Annotated in this window: 20 protein-coding genes; 15 read left to right on the top strand and 5 right to left on the bottom strand. The window is 51.5% G+C overall.

The annotated features are described in order from the left end of the window. Window positions 1-49 precede the first annotated feature (49 nt). From FC43_RS00110 to FC43_RS00120, 3 genes are all read left to right on the top strand, one after another. Window positions 50-358: an ArsR/SmtB family transcription factor gene (locus FC43_RS00110; RefSeq protein ID WP_056953224.1), complete on the top strand. Its 309-nt coding sequence runs from the start codon at window positions 50-52 to the stop codon at window positions 356-358. A 149-nt stretch (window positions 359-507) separates the two neighbouring features. Continuing rightward, a complete protein-coding gene (locus FC43_RS00115; RefSeq protein WP_082611409.1) occupies window positions 508-2,436 on the top strand; it encodes a heavy metal translocating P-type ATPase in 1,929 nt (642 codons plus the stop codon). 98 nt (window positions 2,437-2,534) lie between these two features. Continuing rightward, window positions 2,535-3,047, top strand: coding sequence for a prolyl-tRNA synthetase associated domain-containing protein (locus FC43_RS00120; protein ID WP_056953225.1), 513 nt, complete (start codon window positions 2,535-2,537; stop codon window positions 3,045-3,047). Window positions 3,048-3,096: 49 nt separating this feature from the next. Here the strand turns inward: FC43_RS00120 and FC43_RS00125 are convergent, their stop codons facing one another. From FC43_RS00125 to FC43_RS00135, 3 genes are all read right to left on the bottom strand, one after another. Then, window positions 3,097-4,350, bottom strand: a complete 1,254-nt coding sequence (locus FC43_RS00125) for a carboxylate--amine ligase (protein WP_056953226.1) — start codon at window positions 4,348-4,350, stop codon at window positions 3,097-3,099. A 144-nt stretch (window positions 4,351-4,494) separates the two neighbouring features. Further along, window positions 4,495-5,265 carry a pyrroline-5-carboxylate reductase gene (gene proC / locus FC43_RS00130; RefSeq protein ID WP_056953227.1) on the bottom strand — a complete coding sequence of 257 codons (771 nt, stop codon included), beginning with the start codon at window positions 5,263-5,265 and terminating at the stop codon, window positions 4,495-4,497. Beyond that, on the bottom strand, window positions 5,262-5,984 hold the full coding sequence (locus FC43_RS00135) for a MucBP domain-containing protein (RefSeq protein WP_056953228.1): 723 nt from the start codon (window positions 5,982-5,984) through the stop codon (window positions 5,262-5,264). Before FC43_RS00135 ends, proC begins: the two co-directional genes overlap by 4 nt. A gap of 131 nt (window positions 5,985-6,115) precedes the next feature. Here FC43_RS00135 and FC43_RS00140 point away from each other — a divergent pair, with 131 nt between their 5' ends. After that, complete coding sequence (locus FC43_RS00140; protein WP_019206973.1) at window positions 6,116-6,715, top strand: ECF transporter S component; 600 nt, start codon at window positions 6,116-6,118, stop codon at window positions 6,713-6,715. Between the two features lie 98 nt (window positions 6,716-6,813). Here FC43_RS00140 and FC43_RS00145 read toward each other — a convergent pair whose 3' ends face one another. Continuing rightward, a complete protein-coding gene (locus FC43_RS00145) occupies window positions 6,814-7,656 on the bottom strand; it encodes a DNA-binding domain-containing protein (protein ID WP_056953230.1) in 843 nt (280 codons plus the stop codon). A 299-nt stretch (window positions 7,657-7,955) separates the two neighbouring features. Here FC43_RS00145 and argF point away from each other — a divergent pair, with 299 nt between their 5' ends. The 4 genes from argF (at window position 7,956) to FC43_RS00165 (ending at window position 12,791) form a co-directional block, all read left to right on the top strand. After that, complete coding sequence (gene argF / locus FC43_RS00150; protein ID WP_019206975.1) at window positions 7,956-8,957, top strand: ornithine carbamoyltransferase; 1,002 nt, start codon at window positions 7,956-7,958, stop codon at window positions 8,955-8,957. Between the two features lie 16 nt (window positions 8,958-8,973). After that, the gene (gene arcC, locus FC43_RS00155) at window positions 8,974-9,903 is read left to right on the top strand and encodes a carbamate kinase (protein WP_056953231.1); all 930 of its coding nucleotides are present in this window, start codon (window positions 8,974-8,976) and stop codon (window positions 9,901-9,903) included. Window positions 9,904-9,961: 58 nt separating this feature from the next. Continuing rightward, window positions 9,962-11,185, top strand: a complete 1,224-nt coding sequence (gene arcA / locus FC43_RS00160) for an arginine deiminase (protein WP_019206977.1) — start codon at window positions 9,962-9,964, stop codon at window positions 11,183-11,185. Window positions 11,186-11,372: 187 nt separating this feature from the next. Next, window positions 11,373-12,791, top strand: coding sequence for a basic amino acid/polyamine antiporter (locus tag FC43_RS00165; RefSeq protein ID WP_019206979.1), 1,419 nt, complete (start codon window positions 11,373-11,375; stop codon window positions 12,789-12,791). Between the two features lie 152 nt (window positions 12,792-12,943). On the opposite strand, the gene FC43_RS00170 is transcribed toward FC43_RS00165, so the two are convergent. Next, a complete protein-coding gene (locus FC43_RS00170) occupies window positions 12,944-15,163 on the bottom strand; it encodes an ATP-dependent Clp protease ATP-binding subunit (protein ID WP_056953232.1) in 2,220 nt (739 codons plus the stop codon). Between the two features lie 208 nt (window positions 15,164-15,371). On the opposite strand from FC43_RS00170, the gene FC43_RS00175 reads away from it, so the two are divergent. From FC43_RS00175 to FC43_RS00205, 7 genes are all read left to right on the top strand, one after another. Further along, complete coding sequence (locus FC43_RS00175; protein WP_019206981.1) at window positions 15,372-15,557, top strand: hypothetical protein; 186 nt, start codon at window positions 15,372-15,374, stop codon at window positions 15,555-15,557. A 173-nt stretch (window positions 15,558-15,730) separates the two neighbouring features. Beyond that, entirely contained in the window at window positions 15,731-15,997 is a 267-nt protein-coding gene (locus tag FC43_RS00180; protein WP_019206983.1) for a phosphocarrier protein HPr, read from the top strand. Between the two features lies 1 nt (window position 15,998). Then, window positions 15,999-17,711, top strand: coding sequence for a phosphoenolpyruvate--protein phosphotransferase (ptsP, locus tag FC43_RS00185; RefSeq protein ID WP_056953233.1), 1,713 nt, complete (start codon window positions 15,999-16,001; stop codon window positions 17,709-17,711). A 116-nt stretch (window positions 17,712-17,827) separates the two neighbouring features. After that, on the top strand, window positions 17,828-19,039 hold the full coding sequence (locus tag FC43_RS00190; protein ID WP_082611410.1) for a glycosyltransferase family 4 protein: 1,212 nt from the start codon (window positions 17,828-17,830) through the stop codon (window positions 19,037-19,039). Then, window positions 19,039-20,061, top strand: coding sequence for a glycosyltransferase family 4 protein (locus tag FC43_RS00195; protein WP_056953235.1), 1,023 nt, complete (start codon window positions 19,039-19,041; stop codon window positions 20,059-20,061). The genes FC43_RS00190 and FC43_RS00195 overlap by 1 nt, the downstream gene beginning before the upstream one ends. A gap of 1 nt (window position 20,062) precedes the next feature. Next, window positions 20,063-21,076 (top strand): lysylphosphatidylglycerol synthase transmembrane domain-containing protein, encoded by a 1,014-nt coding sequence (locus FC43_RS00200; RefSeq protein ID WP_056953236.1) that lies wholly within the window; start codon window positions 20,063-20,065, stop codon window positions 21,074-21,076. Window positions 21,077-21,153: 77 nt separating this feature from the next. After that, entirely contained in the window at window positions 21,154-21,399 is a 246-nt protein-coding gene (locus FC43_RS00205; protein ID WP_019206988.1) for a DUF1797 family protein, read from the top strand. Window positions 21,400-21,694: the final 295 nt, after the last annotated feature.

A 21,694-nucleotide genomic window follows, 5' to 3' on the forward strand; every position in this document is an offset into this window, starting at 1 on the left:
CGGAAGGGGCGTACAATAGGTAATATTGATAACGGAAAGGGAAGATGAAATGACGACCGAACCATTTGAAGTACCAAAGAATGAAGAGCTGGATCGGGTAGTGACCTTTTTTAAGGCCTTTGGGGACAGGACCCGCTATTTGATCGTCACGATTTTGGCCGAGGGACCGCTGACGGTCAATGAGCTGGCGGAGCGCCTGGGGATTTCCCAACCGGCGATGTCGCACCAATTAATGATTTTGCGCCAGGCCGGGGTGGTGATCGGCCAGCGCGATGGTCGCTATATTTACTACCAATTAACGGACCATCACGTGTTGACGATTTTGCGCCAAGTTCAAGCCCACGCCAGTCAGGGTTAGGCGACGATCCTTGCTAAATGTTTCGGCATGGGTGGAATGTTGCAGTTTAGGGATTGCCTAAATGCCGGGGGCATGGTACATTATAGGAAACATATTCATATATGTTTATATGTGAATGGAAACGATTTTAAAGAAAGAGGGAGAACGCAATGAAGTGGCAATTGCAGAATTTGAATTCCGAGCAACGCCAAGCGGGGGCCCGGGCCGCGCTCAGCGCACTGTTATTGGCGGTGAGCTTGTTAGTGGCCATGCCCAGCCTGCTAAAAGACAGCCTCTTATTGGTGGCGTATGTGTTGGTCGGGGGTGAAATTTTAGCGGCGGCAGTCAAGAACCTTCGTCACGGCCGGTTGTTTGATGAAAACTTTTTGATGGCGATCGCGACGATTGGGGCGCTGTTGATTGGCCAGTTTGCCGAAGCGGTAGCAGTGATACTCTTTTACCAGATCGGCGACTTCTTTCAGGATTTGGCGGTGGCCAATTCTAAGCAGTCAATCAGTGCTTTACTTAAGCTCCGGCCGGACTTTGCCAACTTAGTGGTCGGCCCGGATAAAATCAATCCGGTCAAGCCCGAACTCGTCGCCGTTGGTGATTTGATCCAGGTCAAGCCGGGCGAAAAGGTGCCCCTAGACGGGCAAGTTGTCGCGGGTGAATCCTACCTGGATACCGCGGCGTTGACCGGCGAAAGTCAACCGGTCTTGGTAACGGTCGGTGAGGAAATTTTAAGCGGGACCGTCAACCAGAGCGGGGTCTTGACCCTGAAAGTTACGAAGGCCTACGGGGAATCAACGGTCGCTAAGATTTTGCAGCTGGTGGAAGCCGCCAGCGAGAAGAAGACTAAGGTCGAAAACTTCATTACCCGCTTCAGCCGGATCTATACCCCGGCGGTAGTGGGGTTAGCCGCCTTAGTGGCGCTGGTGCCCCCCCTGGCGTTAGGGGCAGATTGGGGGACCTGGTTCTACCGGGCGCTGAGCGTGTTAGTGATTTCGTGTCCCTGTGCCCTGGTGATTTCGGTCCCACTGAGCTACTTTAGCGGGATCGGGGCGGCCTCCAAGGTGGGCGTCTTAGTCAAGGGCAGCAACTACTTAGACGTCTTGAATCAGGTTCAAACGATGGTCTTTGATAAGACCGGGACTTTGACTAAGGGCCGCTTTACGGTTAGCCAGCTGCTGCCAGTCCACGGCAGTTCTGCCGACCTGTTAAAGTTGGCGGCCCTGGCGGAACAAGCCTCGCCGCACCCGATTGCCAAGGCCCTGGTCCAGGCCGCCAACGTCAAGGGCACGGCCGAAGCTCCTGAAGAACTGGTTGGTCGGGGGATCAAGGCGACCTACCAGGGCCAGGTCCTCTTGGTCGGGAACGCTAAGTTGATGACCGAACAGGCCGTGCAAGGCTTTGCGCCCGTCCAAGCTACGGTGGGGACGGTGGTCTACGTGGCCCTGGCTGGCCAATACCAAGGGGCGATTGTGGTAGCTGATACCGTCAAGCCGGACGCCAAGGCCACCCTGGCTGGTTTAAAGGCCAGCGGGATTGGCCAAACGGTGATGTTGACCGGGGACAATCAAGCCACGGCTCAGGCTGTCGCCGCGGAGCTGGGGGTCGATGAAGTCCACGCCAACCTCCTACCGGCCGATAAGTTGACCCTCGTCCACCGCTTGCAGCAACGCCGCCGGGGCAAGGTCGCCTTCGTTGGCGACGGGCTCAATGATACCCCGGTCCTGGCCGGCAGTGACCTCGGGATTGCGATGGGGGGGCTGGGATCAGACGCCGCGATTGAAGCCGCCGACCTGGTCTTGATGCATGACAACCCGAGTGCAATCTTGCAAGTGCGCCACATCGCCCAAAAGACCCGCCGGATTGCCCAAGAAAACATCGCCTTTGCCCTGTTGATCAAGCTGGCCTTCCTGGCTTGCGCAGCCTTTGGGGTAGTTAACCTCTGGGAAGCGGTCTTTGCTGACGTGGGGGTCACCTTGATTGCCGTCTTAAACGCCCTGCGGCTCTTGGTGGGGGTGAAGCAACCGGCGGAAGATCCGACCGGTCCGGCCCGCCCGCAGCCGCAAATGGTGAACCAAGAATTAGCTTAAACTGATAAACCGGTCGTTACCCCCAGCGCGGGTGAGCGACCGGTTTTATGTATGTTATAATACTCCTGAAAACGATTACAATAAGTGGAGGGGATCAGATGGCAGACGGTGAAGTAAGAGCAACCTATCAGCAGTGCATTGCTGAACTGGACCGGCTGGGGATCAAGTATACCGTGGTGGACCACCCGGCGGCTGAAACGACCGAACAGGCCGATCACTACATTGAAGGCTTGGAAGGGGCCCGCACCAAGACCATGTTTTTACATGATAAAAAGAAGCGGCACTACCTGGTGATTATGGATGACCGCAAGCGGATGGACTTCAAGGCCTTTCAGGAAATCAGTGGGGCGAAGCGAATTTCAATGGCCAAGGATGAAGAAATTACGGCGGAACTGGGCTTGCGGCCCGGGATCATCTCGCCCTTTGGCCTGATGAACAATCAAGAAAAAGACGTCCAAGTCTACATCGATCAAATGGTCCTCGACCAGCCGATTTGGACCTTTCATCCCAACGAAAATACCCACACGATTTTCTTGGCCAACCAAGACGTCCTGCGCTTTATTGAAGCGCACGGTTTTAGCTACCAAGTGATTGATTTGCCGGCATGTTAAAAAGGCTCTCGACCTGTCAGCAGACAGGCGGGAGCCATTTGGTATCAGGTTACTTCAAATCACCCTTTTGAATAAAGAAGAGTTTAAAGTTCTTTGCGTAGTTATAATCGATCCGTTTGCCCAAGAGCCAACGCTTGAAGTTCATATCCGCGGCGTAGCTAAAGGTCGTGCCCCATTGGCCCTTTTGAATCAAGGCCTGGGCAGTTTGCTTAGCGGCGTTGTCTTTAGCATACTTCAGGAACGTGCCCTTGGCGACCCCGAGCCAGACTTGGTATTTGCTTTCGTCCTGGTTGGCGTAGAGGGTCGGCGCGTCCTTGAGGCTGCCTTCAATGTAGTCTTGGACCGGGAAGGATGGCATGGCGTTGCCATTCAAGGAGACAAAGAAAGAACTGCGGCCCTGGCGGGGGTTGAGGTCAAAGACCTTATAGGTGTGATCGCGGGCGTCATACTTAAAGTCAAAGTTGACGTAGCCGGTGAAGTTGACGGCTTCCAAGAAGTGTTGGACTTGTTGGTAGAGCTTTTCGTCGTAAGCCGGCAGGATTGCCACGTAGTTCCCAACGTTGGCCGGGTTGCAATCTTCCAAAAGCGGGTGGCCTAAGCTGAGCATCTTAACCTGGTGGTATTGATCCACGTAGGCGTTCATCGTCCGCATGTTACTGTCGTCGCCGGGGATGAACTCTTGCAAGATCAAGTCCCCTTGGTAAGGGCTAGCTTCGTAGATGATCTTCAAGACTTCGCGCAGGCGGGCTTGGTCATTGATGATGTAGGCCTTTTCGTAGCCCGCAAAGTTCCCCTTGTGCCATTCTACCGCGTCAGCCGCCTTTAAGGCCACCGGGTAGTCAAAAGGCGAGACGTAGTTAGCGTAATCGAGGTCCGGTGGCAAAATCGCCGTTTTCGGGTAGGGCAGCCCGTACTTTTCGCAGACTTCGTAAAACTTTTCCTTGTCGGTTAAAGTGGCAATCGTTTCGTAGTCGGCGTAGGGGCAAATCATGTGTTCCGCCAAGGCGGCCCGGTTCTTAGCGACCAGTTCCGTGTAGTCGTCGCCGCACGAAATCAAGAGGACCGGCTTGCCGGTGGCTTGTTTGAATTGGTCGGCGGCCTTGATCAACAGGTCGCAAAAGACAGCTGGCTCTTGCAAGTCCGGGTGGACGTGAAGGTTGACGATCTTCGAGTACTTCGTTGGGGCTAATGCCGCCCGGGCAAACAATTCCGATTTGATGCCGTAAGTGGCGTGAATCGCCCGCGCCATCCCGTAAGCGTTAAAGTCACTCCCTAAGACCAGGGGGATAAATTCTGCAGTCATATGTTTTACTCCTTCAGGCGGAGGCTATAAGGTGCCCGCCGCGAATCTAAATTAACATTTTCCATCATAAGCCTTTGCGCAGGCTTTGACAAACCAAGCGCCGAAAAAAATCCGGCCGTAACCTACGCACCGGATTTACCATTGTTATTTGCCGGCCGCCGCATCGATCGCGGCGATGGCGGCCCCGCGGAAACCGTGGGCTTCGAGGGCGCTGACCCCCTGGATCGTCGTCCCGCCCGGCGAGGTGACTTGGTCGCGCAAGAGGGCGGGCGCCAGGCCCGTGGCGGTAGCGAGACTGCCGCTCCCCTTGACCATGCTGGCGACGACTTGGTAGGCGGTTTGCCGGTTTAAGCCGTGCTTAACGGCAGCGTCAGCAAAGGCATCCATCAAGACATCGACAAAGGCCGGTCCGCAACCGCCCACCACCCCGATGATATCAAGGTCAGCTTCTTTGACTTTAATCACGTCGCCGAGTTGGTCCAACAGCTCAGTAATGGTGGTGGTTTGCGCAGCCGTCAGCGTAGATCCTAGGGCTAAGCCGATCGTGCCGGCGTTGACCGCCACCGGGGTGTTAGGAATCATGGCCGCTAAGCCGTGGTTGGGTAAGGCCGCTTGCAGGTCGGCCAATTTAACCCCCGCGGCAGCCGAGATGAGCAAAGTGTCCGCTGGTAGGTCCGCCAGTTGGCGTGCGACGTCTAACGTGATGGGGGCCGGGGTCGTTAAGATTACGACAGCGGGGTGCTTAGCGATTAAGTCTGCTGGGGTGTGAACCAGTTCGATTTGGTTGGCCGTGGCAAATTCGCTGACCCGGGGATTGACGGGATTTAAAGCGAGCAGTTCTGTTTGCCCCGCGGCTTTGAGCCCGGTTAAAATGGCGCTGCCCATGTTGCCAGCGCCGGCAATTGCGATTTTCATTCGTTTTCCTCCTCATTGACTTTGACGTAGGCGGCATTGATATAGCCGGTGGTTTCGGTTTGGTACCAGGTAACGCCATTTTCATCGGTTACCCGGGCAATTAAGCGCAACGGGCTGCCGTTGGCAAGTTTGGTTTGGCTGGCGCCGTATGGCTTTTCATAGGTGTCGACCGTCCGGTGGGGCAAGAAGTCCACGGTTGCCGGGACGTGGTTTAACTGTAAATACGTCAGATCCACAACCGACGGGGTTGGCGCATCAGCTTGGAAGGGATCATCATTAACCAACCGCATCTGGGCGTCATCAAATTTGACCCACTGATCAGCATTGACCTGGTACCAAAATTCGCGCGTGGTGGTCGCCACCCGTTGGAAAGTTTTAACGTAGATTCCGGCCGGCAGGGTTTCGGTCAAGGGCATCCCCGCGACTTGATCGTAAAGTTGGACCGGGGTCTTCAGGTATAAGTAGAGCTTGACGTTTTGAATCTCGCCCCAGGTTTGCTTCCGGTAGTAAAAACAAACGCTTTTAGCCGTCGTATCAAAAGTCCCGTGTAAGGTCCCGGTGGTTTGAATCAAGGTGTAGTTAGGAATCGGCAGTTTTTTAATTTCGTAACTTTGCCCGAGGTGCCCCCGGAGAAGCTGGGGCAGGCGAAGGTTGTTATTGTTATCAATGTCCCGGTAGTAAATCCAGATTGGGTTACCGGTTTTAAATTCGTCTTTCATATTATTCACCCCAATATTTGCGTGGTTTGCTTTAAGTATACCGCTTTAACGGCCGCTTGTCGCCCGCTGGCTTCCCTTTTGCGGGAAAGTGATTTAAAATAAGACATTAACTTTAGAACGGAGGAAACAGAATGCAGCAGCGTGCGCAGATCCGGCGGTTGACCCGCCGGAGTTTATTGTTGGTGTTAATTGTGATTCAAGATTTGGTGCCATTCTTGGGCAATCTGCCGGTGGGGCCCTTGTCAATCACCACGATGCCGATTACCGTGGCTGTGATTGCCGCTTTGTTTGGGCCCTTAGAAGGGACGTTGGCTGGGGGCGTTTGGGGGGGCTTGACCTTTATCCGCGCCTTTGTTTACCCGAGTAGTGCCCTGGCGCCCTTGCTCTTTACCAACCCCTTGATTTCGGTGGTTCCGCGGCTCTTAGTCGGCTTGGTGGCGGGCGTGGTCTTTGCCCTGATCCGGCGGTGGGGAAAAATTGGCTTGGCGGCGGCCCTGAGCGGCTTGGTAGCGGCCTTGACCAATACCGTTTTAGTGCTTGGTGGCATTTACCTCTTTGCCAATACCCCGCAAGTGGCTGCGGGTTACCACGTTGATCAGGCCCACTTAGGGGTGGCCCTAGCGGCGATCGTTGGGACCAACGGGGTGGCCGAGGCCCTCTTGACGGCGTTGGTCGTGCCTTTATTGGTGGTTCCATTATGGCGCGCTCTGGGGCGCAATAAGCAGGCTTAGGCTCGTAAAAAACAGCGGTTGGACCAGTGTCCAGCCGCTGTTTTTGTTTACTGTAAAGTGAACCGATTTACTACTTTCTACTATATTATATGCTCAGCCTAGGAACGGAAACTTTCTTGCCACAGGCCATCAAAGAAGTGCTGGAGAGAAATCTGACTCTTCGGCGCTTCCTCATTGCGTTGTCGCTGCATTTCGCTATGGACGTTTTGGTATTCAAAGAGGTTGTTGGCGTACTCTAAGAGGATTTCGTTTTCCGGGTAGTCGATGCACATCGTGGCCAGGTTGGTGATCCCGGCCTTTAGCGAACGGCGAATCCGCTGGAAGACGACCTTTTTATCGTGTTCGGTCATTTGCAGGTCCCGTTCAAAGTTGATGCTGGCAAAGTTGACGTTTTGGTCGACCATTAATTTGACGATCCGGCGGATATCTTCACTACCGGTTTCGGCGGCGATTCCCAAAAACATCAAGACGGAGTTGACGTGATCGATTCGTTTGCGTTGCGCCGATTGCGGCCGTTGGTAGGAGGCCGGGCTGGCGAGGGCCAATTCATAGATGGCCGCCAGCCGGTTAGTCATGTTGACGTACCCGCCAATCAGCTGGAGGATGTGCTTGACTTCAATTGCTTGCAGCGGTTCGTTTAAAACGATGTCGATCTTTTCTTTGTACGCCGCTTCTTTTCGAGCGGGCGTCAATTTGGTCCCGGTGAGAATAAAGCGCGGCCGGCTGTTAACTTCTTTTAAGCGGCGCACTAGTTCAATGCCGTCATAAGGGGTCAAATCGGTACTGACAATCATGATGTCGACCCGTAATTCCAGCAAATCCAGGTAAGCCTGTGAAGCTGAGGCGGTTTGGCCCACGACATAGTTGTCAAAGCTGCGCTCGATCAACTCCGCGAAGAGCTCACGGTTGGTTGGATTGGGGTCGGCAATGTAGAAGTTCATAGCGTACGTTGCTCCTTTTTTAAACACATTTGAATTTTCTTGAAGCAATCGGAAAAAGAGCGCTTCCAAGAATCGAAAGTAAAAATATTCACAGAGCTCCGGGTTCATTCAATCTTGCGTTCGATTATGCATTTAGCGCAAATAAACCCGACAGTCCAGCTTGCATTTTAGCACATTTTACAAAAAAAATTCCCCGATTTTGTGAGCAATGCGCAAAATAATCGTCACTTTAGGAAAACGCTTTCTAAAATAATACTTGTAAATAAAGTTGTTACACAATCTTAGGAGGATATAGATCGATGGCTTTTAATTTACGGAATCGTAGTTTTTTGACGCTGGCTGATTTCAACACCCGTGAAATGGAATACATGTTGAACTTGGCTGAAGACCTGAAGAAGGCAAAGTACGCTGGGACGGAACAACAAAAGCTCAAGGGCAAGAACATTGCCTTGATCTTTGAAAAGAGTTCTACGCGGACGCGGTGTGCCTTCGAAGTTGGGGCAAAGGACCAAGGGGCACACGTAACTTACCTCGGCCCATCTGGTTCCCACATCGGTTACAAGGAATCCGTTAAGGACACGGCCCGCGTGTTAGGTGGGATGTTCGACGGGATCGAATACCGGGGCTTCTCCCAACGCAACGCTGAAATCCTGGCAGAATACTCTGGGGTTCCGGTTTGGAACGGTCTGACTGATGAAGACCACCCAACGCAAGTTTTGGCGGACTTCTTGACGGCCAAGGAAGTGCTGAAGAAGGAATACAAGGACATCAAGTTTGCCTTTGTTGGTGACGGCCAAGACAACGTTTCGAACGCTTTGATGCTGGGGGCCGCTGTTATGGGGATGGAATACCACGTGGTAACGCCAAAGGAATTGAACCCAGAACCAGAAGTGCTCAACAAGGCGCAAGCAATCGCTGCTAAGACCGGGGCCAAGATCGTTGTTTCCAATGACATCAAGGAAGGTGTCAAGGGCATGGACGTAATCTACGCCGACGTTTGGGTATCCATGGGTGAACCTGACGAAGTTTGGGAAGAACGGATCAAGCTGCTCAAGCCTTACCAAGTTACCAAGGAAGTTATGGAAGCAACCGAAAATCCAAATGCGATCTTCGAACACTGCTTGCCAGCCTTCCACGACCAAGAAACTGGTGTTGGTAAGAAGATCTTTGAAAAGTACGGCTTAAAGGAAATGGAAGTTACGGACGAAGTCTTCGAAAGCGAACAATCCGTTGTCTTCCGTGAAGCTGAAAACCGGATGCACACGATCAAGGCTGTGATGGTGGCAACCTTAGGTGAATAATTAGGAGGACTTGTAAATGGCAAAGGTAGTTGTAGCATTAGGGGGAAACGCCCTGGGCAAATCCCCAGAAGAACAATTGGAGCTCGTGAAGAACACGGCAGCTTCATTGGTGGGCTTGATTGACGCGGGTCACCAAGTGGTGATCAGCCACGGGAACGGTCCGCAAGTTGGTCAAATCAACCTCGGGATGAATTTTGCCGCTGAAAACGGCAAGACGGCGGCCTTCCCATTCCCAGAATGTGGGGCCATGAGCCAGGGTTACATCGGCTACCATTTGCAACAGAGTCTTCAAAATGAGCTGCACAAGCGCTGGATGAAGAAGAACGTGGTAACGACGGTTACGCAAATCGCCGTTGACCCAACCGACCCGGCTTTTGAAAACCCAACCAAGCCAGTCGGGGACTTCTACTCCAAGGAACAAGCGGAACAAATCGCGGCCGAAAAGGGCTACACCTTCGTCGAAGACGCAGGTCGTGGTTACCGGCAAGTTGTTCCATCCCCACTGCCAAAGAAGATCATCGAACTCGACAGTATCGAAACCTTGATCAACAACGGTGACTTAGTCATCGCTGGTGGTGGGGGCGGGATCCCGGTTGTGATTACGGATGACGGCCTGCAAGGGGTCCCAGCCGTGATCGACAAAGACCGGTCCAGTGCCTTGTTAGCTGACAACATTGACGCAGATAAGCTGATTATTTTGACGGCGGTTGACTATGTTTACATCAACTTCAACCAACCAGATCAAAAGCGGCTGGAAAACATCTCTGTCGATGAAGCGAAGGAATACATGGCAGCAGGCCACTTCGCTGCCGGAAGCATGTTGCCAAAGATTCAAGCCTGCCTGTCCTTTGTTGAAGGACACCCAGAGCGTGAAGCAATCATCACGTCCTTATCCGGACTGGATGATGCTCTGGCCGGCAAGCTTGGGACGGTGATTCACGGTTAATCACCCCTGATGTGATTCTCTTAGTTACTTTGAACTCAATAAAGAGGAGTGTAGTATTATGACTAGTCCGATCCACGTTACTTCTGAAATCGGCAAGTTGAAGACGGTTATGCTCCACCGGCCAGGTCGTGAAATTGAAAACATCACGCCTGACTCCATGGAACGGCTGCTCTTTGATGACATCCCATACTTGCCAATTGCCCAAGAAGAACATGATTACTTTGCCCAAACGCTGCGGGACCAAGATATCGAAGTTATTTACTTTGAAAAATTGGCAGCCGAAGCCTTAGCTGACGACGCAGTGCGGCAAGAATTCTTAACCCGGATGGTAGCTGAATCAGGTTACGTTGCTGGGGCCACCCACGACGCCTTGATCGCTTACCTGTCCGCTATGACGCCACAAGAAATGGTCGACAAGATCATCGAAGGGGTCCGGGCTGAAGAAATCGACATCAAGCACGCTGACTTACAATCCGTTTCTGAAAACACGGATTGGCCATTCTTGATGGACCCAATGCCAAACGCCTACTTCACCCGGGACCCACAAGCGTCCATCGGGGAAGGGATCTCCATTAACCGCATGACCTTTGCTGCTCGGCAACGGGAATCCTTGATTACGGAATACATCATCAAGCACAACCCACGCTTTGCCGGTAAGGTGAAGGTATGGCGTGACCGGAACCACGACACGCACATCGAAGGTGGGGACGAATTGGTATTGTCTGACCACGTCTTGGCCATCGGGATTTCCGAACGGACGACGGCGGACGCAATCGAAGACATCGCAAAGAACCTCTTTGCTGACTCCGATTACGACACGGTAATTGCCATCTCAATTCCACACAACCACGCGATGATGCACCTTGACACGGTGTTCACGATGATCAACTACGATCAGTTTACTGTTCACCCGGCGATCATGGACGACAATGGCCAAATCGACACTTGGGTTCTGCACCCAGGCAAGGATGGTGAAATCACGATGGAACACCACACGGACATCAAGGAAGTCTTAAAGAAGGCCTTGAACAAGTCAGAAATCGACTTGATTCCAACTGGGAACGGCGACCCAATCGTTGCCCCACGTGAACAATGGAACGATGGCTCCAACACTCTGACGATTGCGCCAGGGGTCGTGGTAACCTACAACCGGAACTACGTATCCAATGACTTGCTGCGTGAACACGGGATTTTGGTTCACGAGGTTCGCTCGAGTGAATTATCCCGGGGTCGTGGTGGTCCGCGGTGCATGTCCTGCCCAATCGTTCGTGAGGATCTCTAATTATCCTCAATCAAGCGGAGGTGATCCGATGGTACCAACGACTACCACGGGTCAGCCCCGCTTTTTTTACCCACTGAATTACGTTAAAGTTAATTTGCCTTGGCCGGGTTGATTCGCCCGGGTAAGGTCAGCAATTATTGATTGATCCATTTGACTTTGAAAAATAACAGAATCGAGGAATTTGAAAATGGAAAATAAAAAAGGGATTAGCCGGACGGAGCTGATCGCCCTGATCGTCAGTTCCTGTATCGGGACGGGGATCTTTGGGATCACGACTAACGTTTCCATGGCGGCGGCCCCAGGGCCAGCCCTCTTAGCTTGGCTGTTTGTCGGCTTTGGGATTTTGATGCTGGTGCTGTCGTTGAACAACTTGTCAAACAAGCGGCCCGACTTAGAAGCGGGGATCTTCTCTTATGCCGGGGCCGGCTTTGGTCCCCTGGGGGAATTTATCTCCGGGTGGTCCTACTGGCTGTCGGCATGGCTGGGGAACATTGCCTTTGCGACGATGCTGATGAGTTCCTTAGGGACGTTCTTGCCAATCTTCAAGGGGGGCCAAAACCTGCCTTCGATCATTGTCGCGATCATCTTCTGCTGGCTGTTGACGATCTTGGTTAACCAAGGGGTGGAAAGTGCCTCGTTCATTAACTCAATTGGGACGGTCTTCAAGATCATCCCACTGGTCTTGTTCATCATTTTGATGGTCATTTCCTTTAAGGGCGGCATCTTTACGACCGACTTCTGGGGCCACGTGGCCAATAACTTCTCCAAGGGGACCACGACCGGCTCCGTTTGGGAACAAATGAAGGGGACCTTGATGACCTTGATTTGGGTCTTCATCGGGGTCGAAGGGGCGTCCGTGATGGCGCACCGGGCCAAGACCCGTTCACAAGCGGAACAAGCTTCGATCATCGGGTTTATCCTCTTGCTCTTAATCTACATTTTAATCTCCATCTTGCCATACGGGACGCTGACCCGGGCCCAATTAGCAGCTGGGACGCAACCAGCCTTAGGGAGTGTTCTGGAAGCCGTTGTTGGTCACTGGGGTGGGGTAATGATTAACGTTGGGTTAATCATCTCCACGATTATCTCCTGGTTGTCCTGGACGATGTTGCCAGCCGAAACGACGATGTTGGTCGCCGAAGACAAGGCAATGCCAAAGATGTGGGGGAAGGTAAACGCCAAGGGAGCACCAACGGCTTCCTTGATGATTACCGGGGTCTTACAAACGATCTTCCTCTTCTCCTTGCTCTTCACGGAACAAGCCTACACCTTTGCTTACTCCTTGTGTGCGGCCGCGATCCTCTTCTCCTACCTGCTGGTGGGGCTGTACCAAATGAAGTACAGTGCTGAAAACCAAGAATGGGGTCAATTCACGATCGGGCTGCTGGCCGCTGGGTTCCAATTTGCCTGCATGATCTTGGCAGGTTGGCAACAAGTGCTGCTGGTTTCGATCAGTTTCATTCCTGGCTTTGTCATCTACTGGCAATGCTGCAAGGAAGAAAACCGCAAGATGACGACAGCCGAAAAGACGGTCATCGTCCTGGTACTGGCACTGTCCGTGCTGTCGATCTTCCTGGTGGCGAACGGAACGATCCAAGTTGGCTAAGTGAGCAACGCGCTCTTTAATCTACTGACTTTAAAATTAACGCGCTAAAAAAAACAGGATGCCACGCCGGCATCCTGTTTTTTGAATTGAGAAAGCCTCCTGACCATGATTGGCCAGGGGGCTTTCTTGCTTAGTTCAGTTTTGCATTGCGGTTAGTCGGTGGTGGTCACCGTCCCATCCGTGGATGGGGTTAATTGATTTTGACTGGTTTCGGCGGTTACGATAATTTGGCCTTCGTCATCCAAGGCGGCTTGCAAACGGTGATCGTTGTTGTGTTCTAAGACAAAGTCGGCCACGTGGTCTTCAATTTGTTCTTGGATGACCCGCCGCAACGGCCGGGCCCCCATCTTCGGGTTGTAGCCCAGGTCGACCAACTTTTCTTCGACGGCTTGTGGGACCGTGACGTGTAAGTCGCGATCAGCCAGCATGTGGTTGACGTCGTCGATCATCAAACCAACGATCTGCATCAAGTCCGCCTTGGTTAAGGCGTTGAATTCAACAATGTCGTCAAACCGGTTCAAGAATTCTGGCTTGAAGTAGTCGGTCAGCTTGTCCATGACGGAATTAGTATGGTTAGCTGCTTCTGCCCCGAAGCCAACGCTAACGACGGCGTCACCAGACCCGGCGTTGGAGGTCATGATAATGATCGTGTCTTTAAAGGAAACCGTCCGCCCTTGGGAGTCGGTCAGGCGCCCGTCGTCTAAGATTTGCAAGAACATGTGCATGACATCCGGGTGCGCCTTTTCTACTTCATCAAGCAAAATCAGGCTGTACGGGTGCCGCCGGACTTGTTCGGTCAGCTGCCCAGCTTCTTCGTAACCGACGTAGCCTGGGGCAGCCCCGATCAACTTGGAAGTCGACGTCTTGTCCATGTATTCAGACATATCAAACCGAATCATTGCGTCCTTGGAGCCAAAGAGCTGCTTAGCCAATTGCTTGGCCGTTTCCGTCTTGCCGACCCCCGTTGGGCCAACGAACAGGAAGCTGCCAATTGGCCGTCCCGACTTGTTGAGCCCAATCCGGTTCCGCCGGATGGCCCGAGCGATCTTGTCGACCGCTTCGTTTTGGCCAATGACGTGCTTTTCCAATTCTTGATCTAAGTCCCGGAGTTGGTTTTGTTCTTGCTTTTGCAAGTCACCGACCGGAATGTTGGTCTTTTCTTCGACAATGTGTTCCATATCGGCCACGTCCACGACGGCCTCGTCAGTCACCTTATTTTCTTCGGCTTCCTTCTTGGCCTTGGTTAATTTTTCAACTTGGTCCCGGTAGAAGGCGGCCTTTTCGTAGTCTTGACTTTCAACGGCTTGTTGCTTGTGGGCTTCGGCGGTGTGAATTTGATTTTCAATGGCGTTGGGATCAACGTTCTTGAGGGTCAAATTCTTCCGGGAACCTGCTTCGTCCAACAAGTCAATCGCCTTGTCCGGCAAGTAGCGGTCTTGGATGTAGCGGTCGGACAATTTAACGGCTGCCACCAAGGCGTCGTCAGTGTACTTGACGTGGTGGTAATCTTGGTAGCGACTCTTGATTCCTTCCAGAATCTTAATCGTTTCTTCCACGCTTGGTTCTGCGACTTCCACTGGTTGGAACCGCCGGGCCAAGGCGCCGTCCTTTTCGATCTTGCGGTATTCGTTTAAGGTCGTGGCCCCGATCAGTTGGAATTCACCCCGGGCTAAGGCGGGCTTTAAGACGTTGCCGGCGTCCATGCCACCTTCAGCATTGCCGGCCCCCATGATTTCATGGATTTCGTCGATGAAGAGGATGATGTTATGGTTCTTGGAGACTTCATCGATCAATTGTTGCATCCGCTTTTCAAATTGGCCCCGAATCCCGGTGCCTTGTACCAAGGAGACTACGTCCAAACGAATGATTTCCTTATTCGCTAGCTTTTCTGGCACTTCACCAGATACGATCGCCGTGGCGAGCCCTTCGACGACGGAAGTCTTTCCGACCCCGGCTTCCCCGATTAAGACCGGGTTGTTCTTAGTCCGCCGGTTTAAAATTTCGATGACCCGGTGGATTTCTTTATCCCGTCCAATGACCGGGTCGATCTTGCCTTGGCGGGCCAGGTCGGTCATATTGATCCCGAATTGACCTAAGACGCCTTTCCCCCGGCGGTTATTGCCGCCTTGGCGTTGGCTTTGGCTGTTGTTGGCCGCTTGATTTTGCATGTTGCTCATTGCGTTCATAAAATCATCCAGGTTTGCAAACCCAAAGGCATTATTCATATCACTACCCCCATTTAACATTTGCATTTGTTGGTTTTGTAATTTTTCATAACAGCTTTGGCAGAGGTCGATCTGCATCTTTTGGCCGTTCATCATCATCTGAAGATGAATTGTTGCTTGGTTTTGCTGACAGATTTGACATTTCACTGTATGGTTCCCCCTTGCCGGCGGTCAATTTTTTGACCTTTCTTGACTATTGGCTCTAATTATACTGACTTTCGGTTTGAAAGCAAGTAATTAGTGTTCCAGTTTTTGTGAACGGTTACCTAAATTTTAGCACTCATCAAGACTGAATGCTAAAGGAGGAATTCAGGAATGTGCTAAAATCTTAAGTGATGAAGAAAGGGGGGATGACATGGACTACATGGCAGAATTAGAAGCCTTGCGGACGGGAAAGCGGGATGAATTGGTAATTACACCTGCCGAATTTATGGCCTTTCAAGTGGCTTACCGCGAGTACCAGTATAAGACCCAAATTGTGGGCGAAGCGCATCGCGGTGGGGAAGTTCATTATCACCGGCAAGTAAATGAAGAAAATTAAGTTCTCTTGTTAGCAGACTTAATTTGGCTTGGGCCGGCCGGCTTTCTGGAATTCGGTCGGGAAGTTTCTTGTATTTACCGCTTACAATTGCTACAATTGGTTTTAAAGGTGCGTGTTGGTTGAGCTTGCCAATACGAACAACAATCTTTATTGTGCTAAGGAGACTGATTACAATGGAAAAACGCGATTTTAACATTACTGCTGAAACTGGGATTCACGCCCGCCCAGCTACGATCTTGGTTCAAACTGCTTCAAAGTTTGCCTCCGACATTACGTTGACTTACAACGGCAAGAGCGTAAACCTGAAGTCTATCATGGGGGTTATGTCCCTTGGGGTTGGCCAAAACGCTGACGTTACCATCTCAGCTGATGGGGACGACGAAGCAGAAGCAATCGCAGCAATTGCTGAAACGATGGCCAAGGAAGGCTTGGCTGGCTAAGATGTCAAAATTACTCAGCGGGATTGCCGCCAGTGGTGGAATTGTGATTGCACCGGTGCACCTGTTGGGGGATGCCAAAGGGCCAGTTGAACAGCAAATAACAACCGATGTGAATCATGAGGTCGAACGGCTTCATGATTCTTTTCGTATTACCGCAGATGAACTGACCCAAATCTCCCGGCAAGCCAGCGCCAATTACGGCAATGAGGTCCAAGAGACCTTACAAGCTCAACTGGCGTTAATTAACGATTGGCAATTTCAAGCGACCCTCAGCCGGCGGGTGGTGAGTGAAAAAATTACCGCGGCCAGTGCGGTACAAGCCTACCTGGACGAACAAGCTGGGCTGACCCCCAGTCGGGCCCAGCAAGCCCGGTTGACCAGCTTACAAGATGTGGGCCATCGCTTGCTTGGCCACCTCTTAGACCGGCCAACGATGCCCCGGTTGGATCACCGGGCCGTGATCGTCGCCCATCAGGTCAGTCCCAGTTTGGTGGCCAGTTTTGATCCCCGGTTAGTGGCGGGGGTGGTAACTGATCAAGGGGGCGCAACGGCCCATTCGGCCCTGTTAGTGGCCGAATTGGGGTTGCCAGCGGTAGTAGGAACGCATTCAGCAACTACCCAAGCCGCTGAAGATATGGTGGCGATTGTGGATGGTGAGCATGGCAAGCTGATTTTGCAACCCACGCCCCAAGAAATTGACCACTACCAGCGCTTGGCTGCGCAGTATCAACGTAAGCAACAAGAATTAGGCGCCTTGGCGACTGCGACGACTGTGACTGCGGATGGTAGTCGGTACAAAATTGCGGCCAATGTAACGTTGCCGGCGGAATTAAAACAATTGGCGCAAGCCGGGGCCGAAGGGATCGGTTTGTACCGGAGTGAGTACTTGTTTTTAGATCCGGCCCGGCCCGTTACGGAAGAGGAGCAAGTTGCCGCGTATAAGGCGGCGTTGTTGGCCATGCCTAAGCACCGGGTCGTGATTCGGGTTCAGGATCTGGGGGCTGACAAACAGCCAGGTGCCAATTTAGTCACTGACCGGGGCATTCGGCGGCTCCTGGCGGACCCGGTGATCTTACGGACCCAGTTACGGGCTTTGTTGCGCGCGTCAGTCTATGGGCAATTGGCCATCATGTTTCCCTTTGTTGCGACGATCGATGAATTTCAGCGCGCGTTGGCGATTTTGGATCAGGAAAAACGAAAGCTGGTGGCGGCTGGGCACCCGGTTGCCGAGCAGCTTGAAGTGGGGATGATGATTGAAACGCCCGCCGCGGTTTTAATGGCCGATCAGTTTGCTAAATACGCGGACTTCTTCAGCATCGGCTCCAATGATTTAGTCCAGTATCTTTTTGCAACGGAACGGACCACCTCACCACTAAACCACCACTACTCCGTATTGAACCCAGCGGTTTTGCGGGCAATTCGGCAGGTGATCCAGGCGGCTCATGCCGAGGGGAAATGGATCAGCTTGTGTGGTGAGATGGCAACCGTTAAGTTAGCCCAACCGTTATTGTTGGCCATGGGCTTGGATGAACTTTCGGTTCCCTTGGCGGCGATTTTGCCGTTGCGCCAGTTGATTCGCAGTTTATCGGTCCGGCAGCTGCAACCGCTGGTCAAAAAAGCGTTAGCCTTGGAAAATGACGATGAAGTTGCCGAATTAGTCGAAGCATGGTTGGCCAAACAAGCTCCGCAGGCAGGTTTGAAGCAGCCGGATTAATCAAAATATAGGTCTGGTTTGCCAAGGCTCAGATTTCCGTTTAAAATGAAAAAATCAGACTAACGATTGAAATGAGCCCGGCCGACCGGACCGGAATTGATAAAGGAGAGGGCAGCTTGAAAATCGGTTTGTTTACAGATACGTACTTTCCGCAAGTCAGTGGCGTGGCAACGTCAATCAAGACTTTGCGGGATGAATTAATCAAGAATGGGCATGAGGTCTATATTTTTACCACAACGGACCCCGCGGCCCCACATTCCGAGCCTGAAAAGGGGATTTACCGCTTTAAAAGCGTCCCCTTTATTTCCTTTACGGACCGGCGGATTGCCGTAACGGGCTGGCTAAAGGTCTTGCGCGTTGCCAAACGCTTGCAATTGGATATCGTGCATAACCAGACGGAATTTTCCTTGGGGATGATGGGCAAGCTGGTGGCCAATGAATTAGGGATTCCGTGTCTGCATACTTACCACACGATGTATCAAGACTACTTGCACTACATTGCCAACGGGCGGATCCTAAAGCCCCGCGACGTGGCCCGGTTAGCGCGGTTGTATATGCGCAACATCGATGGGGTGATTGCGCCAAGTGAGCGGGTTTTAGATACTTTGTTGGGCTATGGGGTGGAAGCTCCCATCAAAATTATTCCAACGGGGGTTAACCTGGATCGCTACCAACAAATTGATACCCCGGCCCAACGTTTGGCCCGCCGTGAGCAATTGGGGCTGGATGCTGCCACGCCGGTGCTCTTGTCACTAAGCCGCCTGGCCTTTGAAAAGAACATTCAAGCCCTGATTGCGGCTTTACCGGATATTCTCGCGGTTCAACCAACGACGCATTTGCTGATTGTGGGGGACGGGCCGGCGCGTCCCACCTTGGAACGGCAGGTCCGGGAAATGAAGCTGACCGAACACGTTACCTTTGTCGGCCAGGTTGATAATGATGAGGTGTATCATTATTATCAATTGGCGGATGTCTTTGTCTCGGCGTCAGATTCCGAATCGCAAGGGTTGACTTATGACGAGGCCTTGGCTTCTGCCTTGCCACTGGTAGTAATGAAAAGTGATTATACGGCCCACTTGCTTGATGATCCGGCGATTGGACAAGTCTTTCAGCAACGGTCGGGCTTGGTGAAGGGGGTCTTGTACTACTTGCAAAAGCCAGCGGTGCCCGAAGATTTACGAAAACGCCAGGCGAAGTTGCACGAAATTTCGGCGACGGTTTTTGGCCAACGCGTGGTTGAATTTTATCAGGAGTGTCAGCAACGCTTGGCCCAAGAGCACGCCGCTCATAATCCGCGGTTGCGCTTGCCGTTTATGAGGAGTAAATAATGTTAAAAATCACCATGTTTTCACAGGCTGATTCCGTAAAGGGGCAAGGGGTCGGCAGTGCTTATAACGAATTGATCGCGTTACTAAAGGAACGGTTTGCTGATGAATTCGATTTGGCCATTAATTCGTGGCGGACAACCGATATTAGTCACTATCATACGATTAACCCCTCTTACTTTTTGTCGACCTTTTCGAGGCGGCGGGGGCGCAAGATTGGCTATGTCCACTTTTTGCCAGAAACATTAGAAGGTAGTTTAAAGATTCCCCAACCATGGCGGAGTCTTTTTTACCATTACATCATTGCCTTTTATAAGCGGATGGATCACTTGGTGGTGGTAAATCCGGCCTTCATTCCGCCACTTGCCGCGTACGGAATTCCTAAGGAACGGATTACGTATATTCCTAATTTTGTAGACGCGGAGCACTTTCATCCAGTCAGTGCCGAAAAAAGGCGGACCTTGCGGCAAAAGTATCAGGTGCCAGCGGATCAATTCGTGGTCTTTGGCAGCGGCCAGCTCCAAGAACGAAAGGGAATTTTTGATTTCATTCGGTTGGCAAAGGCTAATCCAGACGTCCTGTTTATTTGGGCGGGCGGCTTTTCCTTCGGGGCGATGACGGATGGCTACAAGCAGTTGAAACAAGTTGTTGAAAATCCGCCGGCTAACTTGCGCTTCCCGGGGATCGTTTCTCGACAGGTAGTGGCGGAATACAACAATTTAGCCGACCTGTTTTTATTGCCATCTTATAATGAATTGTTCCCAATGTCGGTCTTGGAGGCTTTTAGTTGTGGGACCCCGGTAATGTTGCGGGATTTGCCCCTATATCGTTCTATTATTGATGGTTATTATCAGCCAGCCGCTGATCAAGCAGCGATGCAAAGCGCCTTACGCGAGTTAATTGCTCAGCCGGACCAGTTGGCCTATTGGCGGGCCCAAGCACAGTTGGCAGCCCAGCGCTACTCAAAGGACCACCTGGCCAAGGTGTGGGAAGACTTCTATCAGTTGCAGGCAAAGGAGCGTTAAGATGTCGCGAAAAAATTGGTTCGTCCTGGTATTGATGCTGTTGGGCGGGTTGGGAATTTTTGCTTTTTCCCTGCGCCATACGAACCTGACGCAATTGGGCGTCGATTTAGCCCACTTGCGCTGGGGATGGTTTGCCGTTGCGATTGGTTGTATTGTGCTTTACCTAGGGCTCGAAGGGGTGGTTGTAAAGATTTTTATGACGGATCGCTACCCGACCTTTACCTGGAAGAACGCTTTCCGCTTACCATTGATTGAGCAATTGTTTAACGGGTTAACCCCATTTTCGACGGGGGGTCAACCAGCGCAACTGGTGGCAATGCTGCAAGCGGGGGTCGAAGGGGGAATGGCCAGCTCGGTTCTCTTGATGAAGTTTGTCGTCTTTCAAGCGATGATTGTGGTGAACTTTATAATTAGTATTGTCATTGGGTTTCATTATATTGCGGAAAAACTGCATGCGTTGTCACTGCTGGTCCTGTTTGGGTTTACAATCCATTTGGGCGTCATTGTGGCCTTGTTAATGGTGATGTATTGGTACAGTTTTACCAAACGAGTGACGAATTTGGTGCTTTTGCCGGTCCGATGGTTTGGCGGGGAGCATCGTTACCAACGGTTAGGGCACAAACTGAATCAGAAGATTGATACGTTTTATCAAGAGAGCGTCAAAATGAAACGAGAATACAATAAACTGGGGAAAGTTGCAGTGGTAACCCTATTACAACTGTTAGCGTACTATATCATTCCCTATTTCATTTTATTGGCGTTAGGCGTGACTGGGATTAACCTGGTGATGGTAATGAGCTTGCACGTTTTGATTTTTATGATCATTTCCTTGTTTCCGATTCCGGGGGGCACTGGCGGTGCTGAGTACAGCTTTTCGGTTCTTTTTTTAAGTTTTGTTCATTCCCAAAGCAAGTTAGTGTTGGCCATGTTCTTATGGCGATTATTAACCTACTACTTTGGGATTTTTGCGGGGATGATTGCCCTGATGATTAAACCAGATAAGGTTGCAAATTAGCGAGTAACGGTTAAGTTGCTCGTTTTCTTTTTTATCAGGCCGTTGTTTCAGGTACAATGAAAAGTGAGGTGAAGAAAGTGGAATCAAGGCTGATTAAAATTATTCGACGCTTGCAAGCAATGACCGCCGTTCGGGGAACCGCTCCCCAAATTCGCGAATTTACGCAATTTGGTGTTTATGTATGTGAGGTTAGTTATCAACCAACGCGGCAAGAATTCATCGTCCGACGGGTACGTCAACAAGAACAATTGGTGTTTGATGATCTCGATTTAGCAGCGATGGAAGTCTATGATTGTTTATATGATTTTCGTCACACCTTTTAAATGCGAATGAATTGTTTTTCGGGAGTTGCAATCCTAACGAATAAACGAACTTATTTCCTGGGTCAGGGGTTATAGTTAAGATAATAGAAAAACTCAAAAAAGAATTAAAAAGACGATTGACAGGAACGGGAGAACCCGGTATATTAGATATCGTTGTCACGGCAGTTAAATAAATCACTGCTGGTCAGCTCTAAACAATTTAAAAAAGTTGTTGACAGTGAGTTGATGATTTGATAACATATAAGAGTTGCTGATGCAGCTAATCAATCAAGAGCTTCAAAAATTAATTAAAAAA

This window comes from Limosilactobacillus ingluviei DSM 15946 (genome assembly GCF_001435775.1).
GTDB classification, from domain to species: domain Bacteria; phylum Bacillota; class Bacilli; order Lactobacillales; family Lactobacillaceae; genus Limosilactobacillus; species Limosilactobacillus ingluviei.